The sequence below is a fragment of the Microbacterium sp. NPDC078814 genome (assembly GCF_040702645.1).
GTDB lineage: Bacteria > Actinomycetota > Actinomycetes > Actinomycetales > Microbacteriaceae > Microbacterium.
On sequence record NZ_JBFBLT010000003.1, the window covers coordinates 1 to 18,811 of the forward strand.

The window sequence follows — 18,811 nt, forward strand, 5'->3', positions numbered from 1 at the left end:
TCGCGCCGGGCCCCCGGGGCGGCGCCTCAATTTTTATACCCCCCCGAAACCCCGAAATCCCACCATTCCCTGCCTGTACTGCTACAATCGGCGCGATTCGAAGGCCTAGACGAGCCGGGACTTCGGCGACACCGAGTACGTGTGCTCGGCGTCGCGGTTGACCGTGTCGCCGAGGGCCTCGTCGATCGCGGTCATGGTGTCGGCGTCGAGCGTCACGCCGGAGGCCTTGACCGTGTCGGCGAGCTGCTCCGGACGGGAGGCGCCGACGAGGGCCGCCGCGACGTTCGGGTTCTGCAGCACCCACGCGATCGCGAGCTGCGGCATCGACAGCCCCGCCTGCTCCGCGATCGGCTTGAGACGCTGCACCGCGGTGAGGATCTCGTCCTGCAGGAAGCTCTTGATGAAGCCCGCGCCCGAGTTCTGATCCGTCGCCCGCGACCCCTCCGGCACCGGCTGGCCCGGGAGGTACTTCCCACTCAGCACGCCCTGCGCCATCGGCGACCAGACGATCTGCGAGATGCCGAGCTCCTCCGACGTCGGGACGACCTTGCCCTCGATGACCCGCCACAGCATGGAGTACTGGGGCTGGTTGGAGATGAGCTGGATGCCGAGCTGCTTCGCCAGCGCGTGCCCTTCGCGGAGCTGCTCCGCCGTCCACTCCGAGACGCCGATGTAGAGCGCCTTGCCCTGCCGGACGACGTCGGCGAAGGCCTGGAACGTCTCCTCGAGCGGGGTCTCGTAGTCGAAGCGGTGTGCCTGGTAGAGATCGACGTAGTCGGTGCCGAGGCGCTGCAGCGAGCCGTTGATCGACTCCATGATGTGCTTCCGGCTCAGGCCGGTGTCATTCGGACCCTTGGGGCCGGTCGGGAAGTAGACCTTGGTGAAGATCTCGAGGCTCTCGCGACGCTGGCCCTCCAGAGCCTTGCCGAGCACGACCTCGGCGGCCGTGTTGGCGTAGGTGTCCGCGGTGTCGAACGTGGTGATGCCGGCGTCCAGGGCGGCGTGCACGGTCTTGACCGCGGCGTCGTCCTCGACCTGCGAGGCGTGCGTGACCCAGTTGCCGTAGGTGATCTCCGAGACCTTGAGACCGCTGTTGCCGAGATAGCGATAGTTGACCATGGACCAACGCTAGTCCCGCCGGCGGACCGGTGGGCCGGATCAACCGTGATCGTCAGGCGGTGGCGGGCGCCGGTCCGCGGCGGCGGGACGTGAGCGCGGCCCCGACCAGCACCCCGACCGCGGCGAGCGCACTGACCGCGTACAGGGGCAGGGCCCACGGGGAGGCGTCGGCGCCGCTGATGCCGAAGGTGTCGGCGAGCCCCATGCCCGGGCCGAACGACGTGACGAAGTAGGCCGGAGCCCCGCCCATGAGCAGCGCGAGGAAGGTCATGCCGGCCACCACCGCCGGAGCCCGCGTGAGGAGGCAGACGACGGCCGTCCCGACTCCCAGGCACACGCCCGCGCCGAGGATCCCGAGGACGGTCGGAGCCATGAGGCTCTCCCCGGCGTTCGACATCGCGGCCCGGACCTCGTCGAGCGAGAGGTCGCCCGGAGCCGCGGCGAGCGGATTCAGCACGAGGATCTGCACCGCGGCGAGGGCGGCGTACGCGGTGACGGCGAGCACGCCCGCGACGCAGATCCAGAGGGTGGGACGCGGCACCGGTGTCATGCGGTCACCCTAGGCAGGGCTGCTGAGAGTCTCCCGGTACTCGCGCCAGGCGTCGCCCAAGCGGCGCACCCCCTCGGTGAGCACGTCGTCCGGAGCGGTGAACGGCAGGCGCACGTGGTCGTCCGGCGCGGCGGCCGAGACCGCGAAGGCCCCGGTGCCCGCGATCGAGACGCCATGCGCCGCGGCGACCCGCGCGAGAGCCGATGCGGAGCCCCGAGGCAGCGCCGCCCACAGCGCGAGTCCGCCCCGAGGGGCGTCGGAGGTCCAGTCGGGGAGGTGCGCGGCCATCAGTTCGTGCAGCAGGAGGAGCCGCTGCTGGTGCACGCGGCTGTTGGCGCGGCGGAGCTCCGTCGCGTGCGCGATGAGGTCGAGTGCGAGGAGCTGGCCGGGCACGCTCGTGGACTGGTCGGCGAGCTGCCGGGCGCCGCGGAGCCGCCGGACCAGCACCGGGTCGGCCCGCAGCCACCCGATCCGCAGCCCGGCCCAGGCCCACTTCGACACGGATTCGACGACGAGCACCGGGGCGTCCGGCCGCTCCGAGGCGAGCGTGGGCGGCACGACCCCGTCGAACGAGATACCGGCGACGACGCGATCCTCGATCACGGGGACCCCGTACTGCGCGGCGAGCTCGGCCACGCGGTGGCGCGCCGCCGCGGGAAGTCGCGTCCCCGTCGGGTTCTGGTGGTGCGGGTTGAGCGCGACGAGCACGGGACGCAGCCGGGCCATCGCCTGCTCCAGCGCGTCGACGTCGAGGCCGTCCGCGCCCATCGGCACGCCGTGCACGGTGCCGCCGCGCAGCCCCACGGAGTCGGTCACGCCCGGCCAGGTGATCTCCTCCGCGAGCACGACGTCGCCGGGCTCCACGAGCGCGTTGACGACGAGGCTGATGGCCTGCTGCGCGCCGTGGGTCACGAGGATCTGCTCGGGCGTGGTCGGCGTCCCCTCGGCGCGGTACATGTCGGCGATGAGTTCGCGGAGCGCGGGGAGCCCCGCGGGGTCGGTCTCCGGGAGCAGGGCGAGGTCGAGCCGCGGTTGGTGGTCGCGGATGAGCTGCACACCGAGGTCCGGGATCTGTGGCACCGTGCGGAGCAGGTCGATCGCGTTGGGGAGAGCCGAGAACAGGGCCTCGCCGCGGCCGGGACGGCGGTCCGCCGCGGGGGTCGTCCTCGCCCCCGCGACCGTGGTCCCGCTCCCCTGCCGGCGCTCGACGAGGCCCTGCTCGGCGAGGGACGCATAGGCCGACACGACCGTGCCCCGCGAGACCGCGACCGCCGCGGAGAGGGCGCGTTCGGCAGGCAGGCGGTCGGCGGGACGCAGCTCACCCCCGCCGATCAGGGCGGCGATCGCCGCGGCGAGGCGGGTGGAGAGGGTGCCGTCGCCGTGGGCCCAGCGGCCGAGGCGTGCGGCGAGAGCGCCCGCAGCGACCTCACCGCCCTGCACGAGGGGACCGGGGGCCGATCCGTGGGCCACCGGCGTCGCATTGGCCCTGTCGAGGGTGTCCATGAGAGCCGATTCTGGACCAATGACAGCTTCCACGACCAGCTTCGGGCTCGATCTCGGTCCAATTCAGCAGGATTGGACCATCGGCGAGCTCCTCGCATGGCTCCAGGACGACGCCCGCACGCACGACCCGGCCCTCCGCGAACCGCTCGCCCGCATCGAGGCCGCCGTGACCGGCACCCCGTGGCCGAGCTCCCCGTCCACGGTGGCCTTGATCCGTTCTCTCGCGGCGGCGTCGCGGTCCGGAGGCCTCGCCCCCGTTCGAATCGCTCACTTTGCTCCGGATCCGGCGGAGATGGAGCACAGTGAGCGATTCGAAACGAGTCAGGTGGCCTGAGCCCCGGCGCCGGAGGCGGGAGTGGTGACGATGTCGGCGCGGTCACGGAAGCCCTCCGCCGTGACCCTGTCCAGCGCGACCTGCTTGCGGATGGCCAGCGCCTTCTCGTACAGGCTCGGGTCGCCGTAGCTCGTGAGCACCTTCACCAGCACCGGCAGCAGCTCGATCATGAAGAACAGCGCCGCGATGAGGATGTGCGCCCAGAGGATCGCGGGCTCCTTCTCGCTCAGGCGGTTGAGGCCGCTGATCTGACTCAGCAGCCCCACCGCCCCGGCGTTGCCCTGCGCCACGGAATCCGCGCGGGCGTTGTAGGCCGCGAGCGCCTGCTCGTACGTGTCGCGCGCGGCGGGGAGCTCGTCCTGCGCCTGCTGACGGTTCTGCGACTCCGAGGCCGTGGTGTTCTCCTTGGCGGCGCTTCCGGCAGCGGCGAGCTCCTCGTTCGCGGTGCGGAGCTGGGCCGCGAGCGCGTCGTAGGTCTGCTGGGCCTCGGCGAGCTGGGCCTGGGCGGCCTGAGAGCTCGCGCCCTCGCCGTTCACGCCGGTGCAGCCGGGGACGGTGCCCGCACCCTCGCCCGTGAGCTCGCACTGGTACAGCGTCCGCGCCTGGTCGATCACCGCCTGCTGCTCGGTGAGCTTGGCCGTCAGGCCGTCGACCGTGGACTGGGCGGCGGACTCGGTCGCCGACGACGACTCGGTCCCCGCGACGATGCCCGTCGCCGCCTGGTTCTCGAGCGCCGCGACTCGCTCGGACGCCGCATCCAGCGCCTTCTTCTCGGGGCCGGTCTCGAGCGCCTCCTGGTCGGCCTGCGCCTGGACGATGTTGGTCGCGGCGACCTCGCGCGAGATGTCGTTGTGGAAGATCTGCAGAACGAGTGGCTCCGCGACGACGAAACCGATGATCGCGGCCATGGTGACGCGGGGGATCGCCAGACCGATGAGCTTCCAGACGTTGCGGGTCGACGTCATGGTCGAGGTCAGGAAGCGGTCGAGGTTGAAGATGATGAGCGCCCACACGATCGCGAGCGGGATGGCGAGCCAGACCGCCGCGCGCACGCCCGTGGTGAGGGCGAAGAGCATGGAGATCGCGCTGACGAGGGCGGTCCCGGCGAGCACGAAGAACATCTGCACGAAGCGCGGGGTCTCGCCGGGGACACGGTCGAGGATCTCGCCCTCGGCCCCGCCGAGGATCGCGAGAGCACGGAGGCGCTCGGCGGCGGTGCGACGACGACGCGGTTTCCGGACGCGCGGCGGACGCGCCTTCCGGTCGGGGACGGGCTCCGCGTCGACCGGGGCGTCGGGCGCCGTCACCGGCTCGGGCGTCGGGTCGTCGGACGCGACGTCGGACTGCGCGGGCGTGTCGCCGGTCGGCTCGTACTCGCGCAGGAAGTCGAGGTCATCCGTCTCGGCGTTCGGGTCGCCGTCGAGGATGATCCGACCCTGCGAGTCGAAGCGACCCGGGCGGTGGGCGGAATAGGGCATCCCGATAATCTACGAAACTCCGCCTGTGCATACCGTGGAAGATCCCTTGGACGGGCCTTCGAGTCGCGCGAATGGCGGCATCCGGGCCGGATGTGGAGCCAGGTAAGCGATTCGAACCGGGGTCAGGCCATCGCCGCGGCGGCAGCCTCGTCCTCGGTCGTCGCGACGAGCTGTCCGCAGGCGCCGTCGATCTCCTTGCCGCGGGTGTCGCGGAGGGTCGTCGGGATGCCGGCGTCGTTCAGCCGTCGCACGAACTCGTCCGTGACGTCCTTCTCCGACGAGGTCCAGATCGAGCCCGGCGTCGGGTTCAGCGGGATCGGGTTCACGTGCACCCATCCGCGACCGCGCTGGTTCAGCTTCTCCGCCAACAGGTCGGCCCGCCAGGCGTGGTCGTTCATGTCCTTGATGAGGGCGTACTCGATGGACACGCGGCGCCCGGTCTTGGCGTAGTAGTCGTAGGCCGCGTCGAGCGCCTCGTCGACCTTCCACCGCGAGTTCACGGGGATGAGCTCGTCGCGCAGGTGGTCGTCGGGGGCGTGCAGCGACAGGGCGAACGTGACGGGGATGTTCTCGTCGGCCAGCTTCCTGATCGCGGGCACGAGCCCCACCGTCGACACCGTGATGCCGCGGGCGCTCATGCCGAGACCGTCGGGCTGCGGGGCGACCATGGTGCGCACCGCGTCCATGACGCGCTTGTAGTTGGCCAGCGGCTCCCCCATGCCCATGAAGACGATGTTCGAGACGCGCTCCATGCTGTGGTCGTCGCGCTTCTTGCCGCCCAGCTCGCCGTTCGCGATGGCCCGGTTGGCCCGGACGATCTGCTCGATGATCTCGGCGGTGGACATGTTGCGCGTCAGCCCCGCCTGACCCGTGGCACAGAACGGGCAGTTCATGCCGCAGCCGGCCTGGCTCGACACGCACAGCGTGATGCGGCCGGGGTAGCGCATGAGGACCGACTCGACGAGCGCGCCGTCGTGCAGACGCCAGAGGAACTTGATGGTGTCCCCGCGGTCGGTCTCCAGCCGCCGCACCTCGGTCATGAGGGGCGGGAGCATGCCGGCGACGAGCTCGTCGCGGATGCCGGCGGGGAGGTCCGTCATCTCCGCCGGGTCGGACGTGTAGTGGCGGAAGTAGTGCGTGGCGAGCTGCTTGGCGCGGAACCCGGGGAGTCCGATCTCCTTCACCTTCTCGATGCGCTCGGCCGGGGTGAGGTCGGCGAGGTGGACCGGCGGCTTGCCGCGCTTCGGGCTCGCGAACTGCAGCAGGGGGCGCCCCTCGGCGTCCTTCTTCTGGGTCCAGCCCTCGGTCGCGGGGCGCACCTGCGGGGCGCGGGTCTCGCGGATCGCCCCCGAACGGGACGACGCGGGCGCGGTCGCGGGGCGCGTCTCGGGTGTGCGGGGGTTCTCGGCCATCCCTCCAGGGTACCGGGATGCGGGTGGGAGGCGGCTGGGCACGATCCCTGTCACGGAGCGGGGCCGAGGCTACTTGTAATGACAAGTTGCGGTGCGGAAGAATGGGCGCATCCCCCTCGATCAAGGAGCAGCATGTCCGACCGTCTCGCCCGCGCCCGCACCACCGGCATCCTCGCCGTCCTCCGCGCCCCGTCGCCGGAGCTGGCTCTGGAGGCCTCGGAGGCGATCATCCGCGGCGGAGTCTCCGGTATCGAGGTGACCTTCTCGACCCCCGACGCGCCGGCCGTGATCCGCGAGCTCATCGCCCGCCATGGAGACGCCGCGTACATCGGCGCCGGCACCGTCACGACGGCGGAGCAGGCGACCCAGGCCGCCGACGCGGGTGCCGCGTTCCTCGTCAGCCCGGGAACCCTCCCCGACCTCACGCGCGCCATGCTCGACACCGGCCGCGTCGTGATGACCGGCGCGATGACCCCGACCGAGGTCATGGGCGCCCTCGAACTCGGGGTCGACGTCGTGAAGATCTTCCCCGCCTCCCTCGGCGGCCCCTCCTACCTCGGTGCGCTGCGCGGACCCTTCCCCGACGCCCCGCTGATGCCCACGGGCGGCGTGAAGCCCGACAACCTCGCCGACTGGTTCGCGGCCGGCGCGGTCGCCGTGGGGGCCGGTGGCGACCTCGCGAACGGCACCGCGATCGCGAACGCGGACTGGGCGGACATCGAGGAGCGCGCCGCGCGCTTCGCCGCCGCCCTCGCTGCCACGCGGAGCTGAGCCGCCGACCTCCGGGATCATTTGGTATACCGGATGCATGCGGATGCGACGGAGTGCGGCGGTCGGCGTGCTCGCGGGGGCACTGCTTCTCGCCCCAGCCTGCACCGCTGCACCCTCGTCGCCCCACACGGCACGGATCCCGGAGGTTCCCATGACCGACGCCACGTCCGACCTGCTCGCCGCGGCCGCCGCGGGGGACGCTGACGCCGTCCGCCGCGCGCTCGACGCGGACGCCGACATCGAGGCCCGTGGCGACGGCGGCATGACCCCCCTGATCACGGCCACCAAGGCGAACCACGTCGACGCGGCACGGCTCCTGATCGAGGCCGGCGCCGACGTGAACGCGAAGGACGACATCCAGGACTCCGCCTACCTCTACGCCGGCGCCCGCGGGCATGACGGGATCCTGCGGATGACCCTGGCGCACGGAGCGGACCTCCGCAGCACGAACCGCTTCGGCGGCACCGCACTGATCCCCGCGTCCGAGCGCGGCCTGCTGCCGACGGTGGAGATCCTGCTGGAGGCGGGGGTCGATCCGGATCACATCAACAACCTCGGCTGGACCGCCCTGCACGAGGCGATCGTGCTCGGCGACGGCTCCGCCCGCTACGTCGAGGTGGTGCGCGCTCTCCTCGACGGCGGGGCCGACGCGACCATCCGCGACGGCGACGGGGTGCTGCCGGTCGACCTCGCGACCGACCGCGGGTACGACGCCATCGCCGCCGAGCTCCGGCGGTGACAGCGCTCGATCCCTGGGCCTGGGCGGCGCTCGGCGTGGCCGCGGTCGTCATCGGGATCTCGAAGACCGCTCTTCCGGGCGGCAGCATCCTCGCGATCGCCCTGTTCGCCGCCGTCCTCCCCGCACGCACCTCCACGGCCGCGACGCTCCTGCTGCTGATGGTGGGCGACGTGTTCGCGCTCCTCGCCTATCGACGGCACGCGCACTGGCCCACGCTGCTGCGCCTCGCACCCGCGGTCGTGGCGGGACTCCTCCTGGGCTTCGCCTTCCTCGCCCTGACCGGAGACGGAGTCGTGCGCCGCGCCATCGGCGTGATCCTGCTGCTCATGATCGCCGTGACGCTGTGGCGGCGATGGCGGCAGGCGCGGGCGGAGCAGGAGGCGGCGGCGCGGGGCGGCGCGCTGCTGGCCGGCGTCTACGGCACGCTCGGCGGTTTCACGACCATGGTGGCCAACGCGGGCGGGCCGGTCATGTCGATGTACTTCCTCGCCACGCGCACGCCCGTCCAGGTGTTCCTGGGCACCTCCGCCTGGTTCTTCGCGATCATCAACGTGATCAAGGTGCCGTTCCTCGCCGGCATCGGGCTGTTCACCGGGCCCGTGCTGCTCACCGATGCGATCCTCGCGCCGCTCGTGGTGCTCGGCGCGAGGCTCGGGCTGCGGGTGGCGCGGCGCCTGGACCAGCGGCTCTTCGACCGCATCGTGATCGTGCTGACGATCCTCGGCGCCGTGTATCTGCTGCTCTAGCCCTTCGACAGGCTCAGCCCCTTCGACAGGCTCAGGGACCCACCGTGGGTCGCTGAGCCTGTCGAAGCGCGTCAGTCCAGGAAGATGTCCGGGAACAGCGCGCTGTCCGGAGTCCCCGGCACCGCGGCGTAGCCCGAGAAGTCGGTGACGCCGTTCGCCTCGAGCACGTCCTCCACGATCAGCGACTGTCCCGTGTACGTGCGCGCCGGCTGGGTGAGCACGGCGTAGGCGGCGTCGGCGTAGATGTCAGCCGTCCGGCTCGCGGCCATCACCTTGTCGCCGCCGAGGAGGTTCTGCACCGCGGCGGTCGCGATCGTCGTGCGCGGCCACAGCGTGTTGGCGGCGATGCCGTCGGCCGCGAACTCCGCCGCGAGCCCGAGCGTGACCATCGTCATCCCGTACTTCGCGAGCGTGTACCCGGTGTGCGCGCCCAGCCACTTCGGGGTGGGATTCAGGGGCGGCGAGAGCGAGAGGATGTGCGGGTTCTCGGCGTCCTTGAGGATGGGCACCGCGGCCCGGGAGAGCATGAAGGTGCCGCGGACGTTCACATCCTGCATCAGGTCGTACTTCTTCGCGGAGAGGTCGAGCGACCGGGAGAGGTCGATGACGCTGGCGTTGTTGAGGACGATGTCGATCCCGCCGAACTCGCCCTGGGTCTTCATGACGGCCTCGGTGATGTGGTCGTCGTCCCGCACGTCGCCCACGATCGGCAGCGCCTGGCCGCCGGCGGCGCGGATCTGCTCGGCCGCGCTGTGCACGGTGCCCTCGAGCTTCGGGTGCGGGGAGTCGGTCTTGGCGAGCATCGCGATGTTCGCACCGTCCGCGGCCGCGCGCAGGGCGATCGCGAGGCCGATCCCGCGGCTGCCGCCCGACATGAGGATGGTCTTTCCGGCGAGTGTGCTCATGGTTCTCGTTTCGAATCGCTTGATTGGCTGGATTTCCGGGTCGAATCGGGTCATTCAGGCGATTCGAAGCCGGGAGGGGTCACCGCGGGGCCATGCGGATGGCGCCGTCGAGGCGGATGGTCTCGCCGTTGAGGTAGCCGTTCTCGACGATCTGCTGCACGAGGGCGGCGTACTCGTCGGGGCGTCCGAGGCGAGCGGGGAACGGCACCTGCTGTCCGAGCGAGTCCTGCGCCTCCTGCGGCAGGCCCATGAGCATCGGGGTCTCCATGATGCCGGGGGCGATCGTGCACACGCGGATGGCGTGACGGGCGAGCTCGCGGGCGATCGGCAGGGTCATGGCGTGCACGCCGCCCTTGGACGCCGAGTACGCCGGCTGCCCGATCTGTCCGTCGAACGCGGCGACGCTCGCGGTGTTGACGATGACCCCCCGCTCCTCGTCGTGCAGCTCGTTCGCGGCGATGACGGCGGCGGCCTGGGAGATCACGTTGAATGTGCCGACGAGGTTGATGCGGACGATCCGCTCGAAGTCGGCGAGGACGGCGGGCGTGCCGTCCCGGTCGAGCACCTTGGCGGGCGGGGCGATGCCGGCGCAGTTCACGACCACCCGCAGCGGCGCGGCGGCCTGTGCCGCGGCGACGGCGGCCTTGACCTCGTCGACGCTCGTCACATCCGCGGGCACGAAGAGACCGCCGAGCTCTGCGGCGATCTCCTCCCCCTTCGACGAGGCGAGGTCGATGATCGTGACGTGCGCGCCTGCGGCCGTGAGCCGACGGGCGGTGGCCAGCCCGAGTCCGGAGGCGCCGCCGGTGACGAGGGCACCCTGTCCGCTGATCTGCATCTGATGTTCTCCTTCGAACGTCGTCGTGCGACATGCATGGAACGCAGTCCCAGCCTATGCGGTTCTTGGTGTCACCGCAGGCCCGCCGCGTCGACCCGAGCCTACGACACCGAGGTTCCGGCAGGATGGAGAGGTGAGCATCCCCGCCGCCTCCGTCGAGGTCCCCGCCCGGGTGCGCGAACTCGCCGCCGGGGCCGCACTGACCCCCGCGTGGCGCAACGCGATCGGCGGCCTGACCTTCCGCACCGACGACGGCCGCTACATCAAATGGGGTCCCCGCGATCCCGAGGCGAACATGCGCGACGAGGCCGAGCGGATGCGCTGGGCCCGCACCTGGACCACGGTGCCCGAGGTGCTCTCCCAGGGCGAGGACGAGGCACACGAGTGGCTCGTGACGGCGGCCCTGTCCGGCAGCAGTGCCGTGGATCCGCGGTGGGCCGCCTCTCCGGAGGCCGCCGTGCGCGCGGTCGGGCTCGGCCTGCGCCTCCTGCACGATGCGCTCCCCGTCGCGGAGTGCCCGTGGACCTGGAGCCCCGAGGAGCGCATCGCGAACGCCGCCGCCCGTGGCACGCTGGTGCCGACGGACCTGCAGGAGCCCCCGTCGATCGACCGGCTCGTGGTCTGCCACGGCGACGCGTGCCTCCCCAACACCCTGCTCGACGACGACGGCCGTCCGGTGGCCCACGTCGACCTCGCCGCGCTCGGCGTCGCCGACCGGTGGGCCGACATCGCCGTGGCCGCCATGAGCACGCTGTGGAACTTCGGTCCCGGGTGGGAGGACACGCTCATCGCCGCCTACGGCGTCGACCCCGATCCCCCGCGGCTGGAGTACTACCGACGGCTCTGGAACGAGACCTGAGCCGCGCTCACGCCTCGGGATGCGCGTCGCTGAGGAGGCTGCCGTCGGGCGGCCGCCGATCCCACGACGGTTTGCGCAGCGCATAGAACAGCAGCGGCGGCACGCCGAGCACGACGATCACCAGACCGACGATCCACGGGTACGCGGCGGCCGGGAAGGCGGTGAACCCCTGGGGCGGGATGAAGGCGAGCACGAACGCGGCGAGGCAGGCGACGAAACCGACCCCGGCGACGAACGGCAGGGCCTTCACGCGATAGGCCCGGTGGACGTCGGGCGCCTTCCGCCGCAGCACCATCGCCGAGGCGAACATGAGCATGTACATGATGAGGTACAGGGCGGCGGCCATGTCGATGAGGGCGACGAAGGCCGCGCTGACGTTCGGCACGATGATGAAGATCGCCGCGAGGATCGTGACGATCGTGCCCTGGAGCATGAGGATGCCCGACTGGACCCCGGCCTTGTTGCGCTTCTGCAGCAGCGGCGGGAGCAGACCCGTCTCCGCCGCCGCCAGCACACCCTTGGACGGACCGGCGACCCAGGTCACCACCGAGGCGAGGGCACCGGCGGCGATGAGCGCGGACACGACGGCCGTCGCCCACCCCATGTCCCAGTGGTCGAAGTACTCCCCGAACGCGAGCATGATGCCGTTCGTCAGCCCGAGTTCCTTCTCCGGCACCGCGACCGCGATCGCGATGGTGGGCAGGATGAAGACGAGCAGGATGAGGCCGGCGGCGAGGAACACCGAGCGCGGGTAGCCCTTGCCGGGATCCTTCATCTGGTTCACGTGGACGGCATTCACCTCCATACCGGCGTAGGCGAGCACGTTCGACACGATCAGCACGATGGAGGCCAGCCCCGTGAACGGCGGGATCATCGCCGAGGCATCCAGCGGCACCTGACTCTTCTCTCCGCTGAACACCCACACCGCCCCGAACACGATGAGCAGCACCGCCGGGAACAGGGTGCCGATGATGCCGCCCCACGAGCCGAGCTTCGCGAAGAGGTCGCCGCCGCGGAGGGTGACCAGGGTGGAGCCCCAGTAGAAGACGATGATGACGACGGCGGTGAAGAACCCGGAGCTGGACAGCGAGGGGTCGAGGAAGACGAAGGCGAGGGTGCCGGCCACGAACGCGAGCTGCGTCGGGAACCAGACCACGTTCTGGATCCACTGCAGCCACACCGCGGTGAACCCCCAGCGGTTGCCGAGGGCCTCGCGCACCCAGACGTACACGCCGCCCTTCCACCCCGTCGCGAGTTCGGCCGCGACGAGGGCCGTGGGGATGAGGAAGAGGATCGCCGGGATGATGTAGAGCGTGACGCTGCCGAGGCCGTAGATCGCCATCGCCGGCAGCGATCGCAGGCTCGCCACGACCACGAGGGTGAGCAGGGCGAGCTGCCCGACGCCGAGGACGGCGACGGCGGGACGGGAGATGCGCGGCGTGGAGGCGGCGCCGGCGGCACCGGACTGCGGGGCGGACATGTCGGCCCCCTAGTGGTGGAACGCCGAGTCGGGGTGGTCGGACGGCATGGGAGCCGTGAGCGCGTCGAGGTGGGCCACCTCGGCGGTGATGGCGTCGAGCAGTTCGGCGGCCAGGTCCATGCTGAGCCCGTTGCGCACGACGATCCGCTGCACGGTGAGGTCTTCGAGGTCCGCGGGCATGGGATAGGCGGGCACGAGCCAGCCGCGCATCCGGAGGCGGTCCTGGAGGTGGTAGAGCGTCCACTTGTCGGTGTGCCCGTCCTTCAGGCGCCAGGCGAAGACGGGGATGTCGCTGCCGTCGTTCCACAGCTCGAACGCATCGAGCTTCGCGATGCCCGCGGAGAGGAACCTCGCCACGTCCTGCGAGGCCTGCTGCACGGCCCGGTAGCCCTCGAACCCGAGGCGGAGGAACAGGTAGTACTGCAGCAGCACCTGAGCGCCAGGGCGGGAGAAGTTCAGGGCGAAGGTCGGCATCTCCCCGCCGAGATAGCTCACCTTGAACACCAGGTCCTCCGGCAGCCAGTGCGCGTCGCGCCAGACCACCCACCCGAGACCCGGGTACACGAGACCGTACTTGTGTCCCGAGGTGCTGATGGAATGCACGCGCTCCAGTCGGAAGTCCCAGACCAGGTCGGGCTGGAGGAACGGGGCGATCATCGCGCCCGAGGCGCCGTCCACGTGGATCGGGATGTCGAGACCCGTCTTCTCCTGGATCGCGTCGAGCGCCGCGGCGATCTCGGCCACCGGCTCGTACATACCGGTGTAGGTGACGCCCATGATGGCGACCACCCCGATGGTGTTCTCGTCCACGTACTTCTCGAGGTCATGGCCGTCGAGCGTCTTGTGCTCCTCGCTGATGGGCACGTAGCGCGGTTCGACGTCGAAGTAGTTGCAGAACTTCTCCCAGCACACCTGCACCGCGCTCGACATCACGAGGTTCGGCGTGGAGGCGTCCTTGCCGGCGGCACGCCGGGCCTGCTGCCAGCGACGCTTGAACGCGAGACCGCCGAGCATGCACGCCTCGGAGGAGCCGATGGTCGACGTGCCGATGCTGCGGGAGGCGTCCGGCGCCTTCCACAGGTTCGCGAGCATGTGCCAGCAGTTGTCCTCGATGGCGGCGGTCTGCGGATACTCGTCCTTGTCGATCATGTTCTTGTCGAAGGAGGCCATGTAGACCTGCTTCGCCTCGTCATCCATCCAGGTGCTGACGAAGGTGGCGAGGTTGAGGCGCGCGTTGCCGTCGAGGATGGTCTCGTCCTCGACGATCTGCTTCGCCGTCGCGGGAAGCGACTCGGAATCCGGGATGACGTGTCGCGGTGCGACGGTGGCCTCACCCGGCCGCGTGAACAGCGGCTGGTCGTCGGCGGAGGAGATGCTCATGGGACGTCCCTTTCGGTCGGTGTCGATTGGCACTGTCTCCAGCGGACGCTAGACCGGCCGTCGAGTCACCTCCAGGGGCCCTCGTCCGAAAGGGGTGAGGTCAGGACGGCCCGAGGATGAAGTTCCAGGCGCCGGTGGCGACCGCCGCGGCGATCGCGATCCCGGAGATCGCGGCCCCGACGGCAAGGAGGGCCCACTCGGGGGCGCCGAAGCGGGACTCGCGCGCCCAGGTGCGACGGCCGGGGGCACCGAAGCCCCTCGCCTCCATCGCGGTGGCGAGCTTCGCGCCGCGGCGGATCGACAGGACGAGCAGGGCGAAGGCCATCCCGAGGAAGCGCCGGATGCGGCCGCGGTCGGCCACGCCGCGGGCTCGACGCGCCAGTTCCAGAGCCCGCCAGTCGTCGAGGAACAGCCCCACCATGCGCAGTCCGGCGAGCGCGCCGAGCACGAATCGGGCGGGCAGGCGCAGGATCTGCCCGAGGCCGTCGGCGAGATCGGTCGGATCGACCGTGATGAAGAGCACCACCGAGGGCAGGGCGATCGCGAGCACCCGGAGCATCGTGGCGACGGCGAGCGCGAGCGACCCCTCGCTGATGCGCAGCACGAACCAGTCGACGTAGACCGTGCCGCTCGTCTCGCCGTACAGGGCGATGGTGAGCCCTGTGAGCGGCGCTGCGAGCCAGACCGGCCAGGTGCGCACCCAGAACTCCCGCCACCCGATGCCGGCGAACAGGAACAGCACCGCTTCGAGCACCAGGGCGACCGCCGCCGAGACGGGATCCAGCGTGAGGATCAACGGCACGGCGATGAGCGCGCTCACGCCGAGCTTCGCGACCGGGTTGATCCGGGCCACGACGCCGGCGCGGGCGCGGGTGTCGGCGAGATCCGTCATGCCGGCGCCTCCAGGGCGAAGCGGGTGGCGTGCAGGGCGCGCGCCACGTCGAGGTCGTGCGTGACGGTGACGATCGCGGAGCCCTCATCCCGGAGGGTGGCGAGCATCGCGACGAGCTCGGCCCAGGTGCGGGCGTCCTGTCCGAACGTCGGCTCGTCGAGGATCAGCACCCGGGGTCGCGTGGCGATCGCGGCCGCGACGGTGAGACGGCGCTTCTCCCCACCCGAGAGCGTGTACGGGTTCGCGGCTCCCAGCGCGGACAGGCGCAGGCGGGCGAGCAGCTCGTCGACGCGGGCCTCGACCTCGTCCTCGGGGACGCCCAGCGCGCGCGGGCCAATGGCGAGCTCGTCCCGCACAGTGGTGGCGAGGAGCTGGTGCTCCGGCTCCTGGAAGACCATGCCGATCCGGGTGAGGAGGTCGCGGGACGCCCAGCGGATCGGCGCGGGATCGGCACCCTGCGCGAGCATCGGCGCCGCGATCACGGCCCCCTCCGCGGGCGGGAGCAGGCCCGCGAGGGTCAGGCCCAGCGTGGACTTGCCCGCGCCGTTCGGACCGGTGATCGCGAGGGCCTCGCCCGCCCGCACGTCGAGGTCGATGCCGCGGGCCACCGGACGCCCCTTCACCCGCGCCACGGCGAGTGCTCGGGCCGACAGCAGCACCTCGCCGGGCACTGTCCTCGGTGCCGGGGGCTCGGCGGGAGGACGCCCGGGCACCCAGACGCCGTCCGCCGCCAGGCGCTCTCCCTGCGCACCGAGCACCGCGGCGGGAGGGCCGTCCGCGACCACCCCGCCGGCACCGAGCACGATGACCCGGGTGAGGAGCGGCAACCACACCTCGAGTCGATGCTCCACGACCACGAGGGTGGCGGGGTGCGCGGCGAGCATCCGCTCCACCGCCTCCCTGACCTCGCGCACCCCGTCCGGATCGAGGTTCGCCGTCGGCTCGTCGAGGAGGACGAGGCCGGGGCGCATCGCGAGCATGCCGGCGAGGGCGAGACGTTGCTTCTGGCCGCCCGACAGCGCCTTGGTCGGATGATCGAGCGGCACGTCGAGGCCGACGGCAGCGAGCGCCGCCTCGACACGCGGCCAGATCTCCGCACGCGGCACGCCGAGGTTCTCGCACCCGAACGCGACGTCGTCGCCCGCGCGGGCGAGGATCACCTGGGAGTCGGGGTCCTGGAGCACGAGCCCGGCGCGCCCGCGAGTCGCCACCGCCGGAGCGTCGTCGACGAGGAGCTCCCCCGCGCTCTCGCCCTCCTCCTCGCCGCCGAGCACGCCCGCGAGGCCGTGCAGCAGGGTCGACTTGCCCGCCCCGGACGCGCCGAGCACGAGAACCCGCTCGCCGGGCTCGATGCGGAACGAGACGTCGCGCAGCGCCCATGCCCGGCGGCTCGCATGCCGCCAGCCCCAGCCGCGCGCCTCGACGACCGCGGGAGCGACCTGCGCCGCCATCAGACGCGCACGCGCGCCTCGCGCCCGGAGCCGAAGCGGTCCAGCGCCCCCGTCGCCGCGATGCCGCGGGCGAGCACCCACGACAGGGCACCGGCGATGACGGCGCCGGAGATCACGGTGCTCACGAGGTAGATCACGGTGAACGCGGGACCGGAGCCGGCGTACCAGAGGATGAGGTTGTTGATGCCTCCCGCGAGCGCAGCGCCGGCACCGGCGAGGATCGCGACGGGCAGCGACCAGCGACGGTAGAAGAACAGCAGGAAGACGAGCTCGGCGCCGAGACCCTGCACGAGGCCCGCTTCGAGCGTGAGGAAGCCACCCCACTGGTTGCCGATGAGCGCCGAGACGACGGCGGCCAGCAGTTCGACGTAGATCGCCGCACCGGCCTTGCGGATGATGAGGCCGCCGAGCACTCCGGCGAACAGCCACGGTCCGTCCAGGAGCCCCTGGAGCCCGGGGAGCAGCGGCTCGAGCAGGGCCTTGGGGCCGAGGTACCCGACGTTCCAGGCCAGGAAGATCAGGCCGGCGGCGACGCCGAGCACGCTGGCGACGACGATGTCGACGATGCGCCACCGCAGATAGCTGCGCGCCGGAGCGCCGGTCGTCTTCGTGGACGAGGATGCGGACGTGGACGTACTCATGTGAACTCCTCCCTGCGCTGGCATGACCCAGATCAGGTTCGACGGTCGAAGCGCGATTCGCTCCCTCTCAGCCCGGCCCGCCGGACTCCCGTGGTTGTGCTGTCGATCCTAGCGTCTTCCGCCCGCGCGTCCCGAGCCGCGCACGGCGGATTCCTGGCGGCATTCGGTACCGTAAGCGAGTGACCGCTTCCGATCCCCCTGAAGAGGCGTCCGGCGGCGTCGGCGTCGACGCGCGGCCCGAGGACTCCACCCCCGCGTCCTCGCAGACCGTCGACACGCTGCCTGCGACCACGACGGAGACCGTCGCGTGGGCCGATGCCTCGACACCGGCGACCGCGCTGACCTGGGTCGACACGGACGTGGTCGAGTCCGGGTCGTCGACGCCGGAGTTCGACGCCACCCCGGAAGCCGAGGCCGCCCCCGGCCTGCTGCGCGACGCGACGCTGCGTCCGGCGATCGCCGGCCCCGGCCTGCTCGTCCCGCTCGGGGTCCTCGCCGGGCTCGTCGCCTCCTACGCCGGAAGCACGCTGCTCTGGCCGTTGCACGAGGTCGCCCCCACCGTCCAGGCCGTGGAGGTCACCCCGGTGGCCGCCCCCACCGCCGCGCTCGCCTGGCCGGAGGTGGGCGACGGCGCCGTGGGCATCGCCGGGATGACCACGGCCGCGTCCACGACCGCCCCGGTCAGCATCGCGAGCATCACCAAGGTCGTCAGCACGCTCATGGTGCTCGACCGCCTGCCCCTCGCCCCCGGGGAGCAGGGCCCCGAGTTCTCCTTCACCTACGCCGACAGCATCCGGTACTGGGACTACCGGATCTCGAACCAGTCCGCGCTGGATGTCCCCGTGGGCGGGGTGCTGACCGAGTACCAGCTCCTGCAGGGCACCCTGCTCGGTTCGGCCAACAACTACATCGATCGGCTCGCCGCGGAGATCTGGGGCTCCAATCGGGAGTTCGCGGCCGCCGCCGAGGTCTGGCTCGGCGAGCGCGGGCTCTCCGGGATCACCGTGGTCACGCCGTCCGGATTCGACGCGCGCAACGTCGCCACCCCGGAGGCGCTCGTGGCTCTCGGCGAGCTCGCGATGCAGAATCCCGTGTTCGCGGAGATCGTGGGCACCCGGTCGGTCGAGCTGCCGGGGGCCGGCACGGTGGAGAACACGAACGGCATGCTCGCGGACCCGGGGGTCGTCGGCATCAAGACCGGCACACTCGTCGGCTGGAACCTGCTGACGGCGAAGGACGTCTCCGTGGGGGACTCGACGGTCCGCCTCTACGCCGCGGCGCTGAACCAGGAGGACGACGAGGCGCGTCTCGCCCTCACCCGAGCCCTCTTCGCGCAGACCGAGGCGGCGCTGCAGGCGCAGGGCCCCGCCGTTCCCGCCGGGACGGTGGTCGGACGCGTCCGCACCGCCTGGGGCGAGGAGGTCGACGTCGTGACCGGTGAGGACGCGGATGTGGTGCTGTGGAACGGGGCGAGCGCGACCGCGTCGGCTGTGTTCGATCTCGGCGAGCAGCGCGAGGCGGACGGCGACGTCGGCACCCTCACCACGGCCGGCCCCATCGACACCACCGAGACCGCACTCGTCCTCGCCGAAGACGTGGACGGCCCGAGCCCGTGGTGGCGCCTCACCCATCCCCTCGAGCTGTTCGGCATCGACGCGGACCGCTCCTGACGACTGACGCCCCGCTCCGAGTCCGGAGCGGGGCGTCAGGGCG

Annotated in this window: 18 protein-coding genes and 1 riboswitch; of the genes, 6 read left to right on the plus strand and 12 right to left on the minus strand. The window is 71.5% G+C overall.

Translation table 11 applies throughout. The annotated features are described in order from the left end of the window. Positions 1 to 105: 105 nt before the first annotated feature. The 3 genes from AB0300_RS06200 to AB0300_RS06210 are packed head-to-tail and all read right to left on the minus strand — an operon-like array spanning position 106 to position 3,172. Complete coding sequence (locus AB0300_RS06200) at positions 106 to 1,119, minus strand: aldo/keto reductase family protein (RefSeq protein ID WP_366215665.1); 1,014 nt, start codon at positions 1,117 to 1,119, stop codon at positions 106 to 108. 52 nt (positions 1,120 to 1,171) lie between these two features. Continuing rightward, a complete protein-coding gene (locus tag AB0300_RS06205) occupies positions 1,172 to 1,669 on the minus strand; it encodes a hypothetical protein (protein WP_366215666.1) in 498 nt (165 codons plus the stop codon). 9 nt (positions 1,670 to 1,678) lie between these two features. Next, positions 1,679 to 3,172 carry a PLP-dependent aminotransferase family protein gene (locus AB0300_RS06210; RefSeq protein WP_249521078.1) on the minus strand — a complete coding sequence of 498 codons (1,494 nt, stop codon included), beginning with the start codon at positions 3,170 to 3,172 and terminating at the stop codon, positions 1,679 to 1,681. A 19-nt stretch (positions 3,173 to 3,191) separates the two neighbouring features. Here AB0300_RS06210 and AB0300_RS06215 point away from each other — a divergent pair, with 19 nt between their 5' ends. After that, positions 3,192 to 3,506 carry a hypothetical protein gene (locus tag AB0300_RS06215; RefSeq protein ID WP_366215667.1) on the plus strand — a complete coding sequence of 105 codons (315 nt, stop codon included), beginning with the start codon at positions 3,192 to 3,194 and terminating at the stop codon, positions 3,504 to 3,506. On the opposite strand, the gene AB0300_RS06220 is transcribed toward AB0300_RS06215, so the two are convergent. Continuing rightward, on the minus strand, positions 3,494 to 4,984 hold the full coding sequence (locus AB0300_RS06220; protein WP_366215668.1) for a DUF4407 domain-containing protein: 1,491 nt from the start codon (positions 4,982 to 4,984) through the stop codon (positions 3,494 to 3,496). The two genes, AB0300_RS06215 and AB0300_RS06220, sit on opposite strands and share 13 nt — an antisense overlap. A 122-nt stretch (positions 4,985 to 5,106) precedes the next feature. Further along, the gene (gene rlmN, locus AB0300_RS06225; protein WP_366215669.1) at positions 5,107 to 6,396 is read right to left on the minus strand and encodes a 23S rRNA (adenine(2503)-C(2))-methyltransferase RlmN; all 1,290 of its coding nucleotides are present in this window, start codon (positions 6,394 to 6,396) and stop codon (positions 5,107 to 5,109) included. A gap of 132 nt (positions 6,397 to 6,528) precedes the next feature. Here rlmN and AB0300_RS06230 point away from each other — a divergent pair, with 132 nt between their 5' ends. The 3 genes from AB0300_RS06230 to AB0300_RS06240 all read left to right on the plus strand — a co-directional run bounded on the left by AB0300_RS06230 (position 6,529) and on the right by AB0300_RS06240 (position 8,652). Beyond that, positions 6,529 to 7,167, plus strand: a complete 639-nt coding sequence (locus AB0300_RS06230) for a bifunctional 4-hydroxy-2-oxoglutarate aldolase/2-dehydro-3-deoxy-phosphogluconate aldolase (protein WP_085605563.1) — start codon at positions 6,529 to 6,531, stop codon at positions 7,165 to 7,167. 151 nt (positions 7,168 to 7,318) lie between these two features. Next, complete coding sequence (locus AB0300_RS06235; RefSeq protein WP_366215670.1) at positions 7,319 to 7,906, plus strand: ankyrin repeat domain-containing protein; 588 nt, start codon at positions 7,319 to 7,321, stop codon at positions 7,904 to 7,906. Continuing rightward, on the plus strand, positions 7,903 to 8,652 hold the full coding sequence (locus AB0300_RS06240) for a sulfite exporter TauE/SafE family protein (protein WP_025104852.1): 750 nt from the start codon (positions 7,903 to 7,905) through the stop codon (positions 8,650 to 8,652). Before AB0300_RS06235 ends, AB0300_RS06240 begins: the two co-directional genes overlap by 4 nt. 71 nt (positions 8,653 to 8,723) lie before the next feature. Here the strand turns inward: AB0300_RS06240 and AB0300_RS06245 are convergent, their stop codons facing one another. Together AB0300_RS06245 and AB0300_RS06250 are read right to left on the minus strand one after the other, a co-directional pair. Then, complete coding sequence (locus AB0300_RS06245) at positions 8,724 to 9,557, minus strand: NAD(P)-dependent oxidoreductase (RefSeq protein ID WP_025104853.1); 834 nt, start codon at positions 9,555 to 9,557, stop codon at positions 8,724 to 8,726. A 79-nt stretch (positions 9,558 to 9,636) separates the two neighbouring features. Then, positions 9,637 to 10,395: an SDR family NAD(P)-dependent oxidoreductase gene (locus tag AB0300_RS06250; RefSeq protein ID WP_062637106.1), complete on the minus strand. Its 759-nt coding sequence runs from the start codon at positions 10,393 to 10,395 to the stop codon at positions 9,637 to 9,639. Positions 10,396 to 10,528: 133 nt separating this feature from the next. Here AB0300_RS06250 and AB0300_RS06255 point away from each other — a divergent pair, with 133 nt between their 5' ends. After that, positions 10,529 to 11,254, plus strand: coding sequence for an aminoglycoside 3'-phosphotransferase (locus tag AB0300_RS06255; RefSeq protein ID WP_366215671.1), 726 nt, complete (start codon positions 10,529 to 10,531; stop codon positions 11,252 to 11,254). A 7-nt stretch (positions 11,255 to 11,261) separates the two neighbouring features. Here the strand turns inward: AB0300_RS06255 and AB0300_RS06260 are convergent, their stop codons facing one another. From AB0300_RS06260 to AB0300_RS06280, 5 genes are all read right to left on the minus strand, one after another. After that, a complete protein-coding gene (locus AB0300_RS06260; protein ID WP_366215672.1) occupies positions 11,262 to 12,734 on the minus strand; it encodes an amino acid permease in 1,473 nt (490 codons plus the stop codon). Between the two features lie 9 nt (positions 12,735 to 12,743). Beyond that, entirely contained in the window at positions 12,744 to 14,114 is a 1,371-nt protein-coding gene (locus AB0300_RS06265) for a glutamate decarboxylase (RefSeq protein ID WP_126894582.1), read from the minus strand. A 100-nt stretch (positions 14,115 to 14,214) separates the two neighbouring features. After that, the gene (locus AB0300_RS06270) at positions 14,215 to 15,006 is read right to left on the minus strand and encodes an energy-coupling factor transporter transmembrane component T (RefSeq protein ID WP_025104858.1); all 792 of its coding nucleotides are present in this window, start codon (positions 15,004 to 15,006) and stop codon (positions 14,215 to 14,217) included. After that, complete coding sequence (locus tag AB0300_RS06275) at positions 15,003 to 16,457, minus strand: ABC transporter ATP-binding protein (protein ID WP_172400087.1); 1,455 nt, start codon at positions 16,455 to 16,457, stop codon at positions 15,003 to 15,005. The genes AB0300_RS06270 and AB0300_RS06275 overlap by 4 nt, the downstream gene beginning before the upstream one ends. Next, on the minus strand, positions 16,457 to 17,098 hold the full coding sequence (locus AB0300_RS06280; RefSeq protein ID WP_025104860.1) for an ECF transporter S component: 642 nt from the start codon (positions 17,096 to 17,098) through the stop codon (positions 16,457 to 16,459). The genes AB0300_RS06275 and AB0300_RS06280 overlap by 1 nt, the downstream gene beginning before the upstream one ends. Beyond that, a riboswitch (TPP riboswitch) is annotated at positions 17,091 to 17,200 on the minus strand. It overlaps the preceding gene by 8 nt. Positions 17,201 to 17,277: 77 nt before the next feature. On the opposite strand from AB0300_RS06280, the gene AB0300_RS06285 reads away from it, so the two are divergent. Next, positions 17,278 to 18,768 carry a D-alanyl-D-alanine carboxypeptidase gene (locus AB0300_RS06285; protein WP_126894227.1) on the plus strand — a complete coding sequence of 497 codons (1,491 nt, stop codon included), beginning with the start codon at positions 17,278 to 17,280 and terminating at the stop codon, positions 18,766 to 18,768. The last annotated feature ends 43 nt before the right edge of the window (positions 18,769 to 18,811 follow it).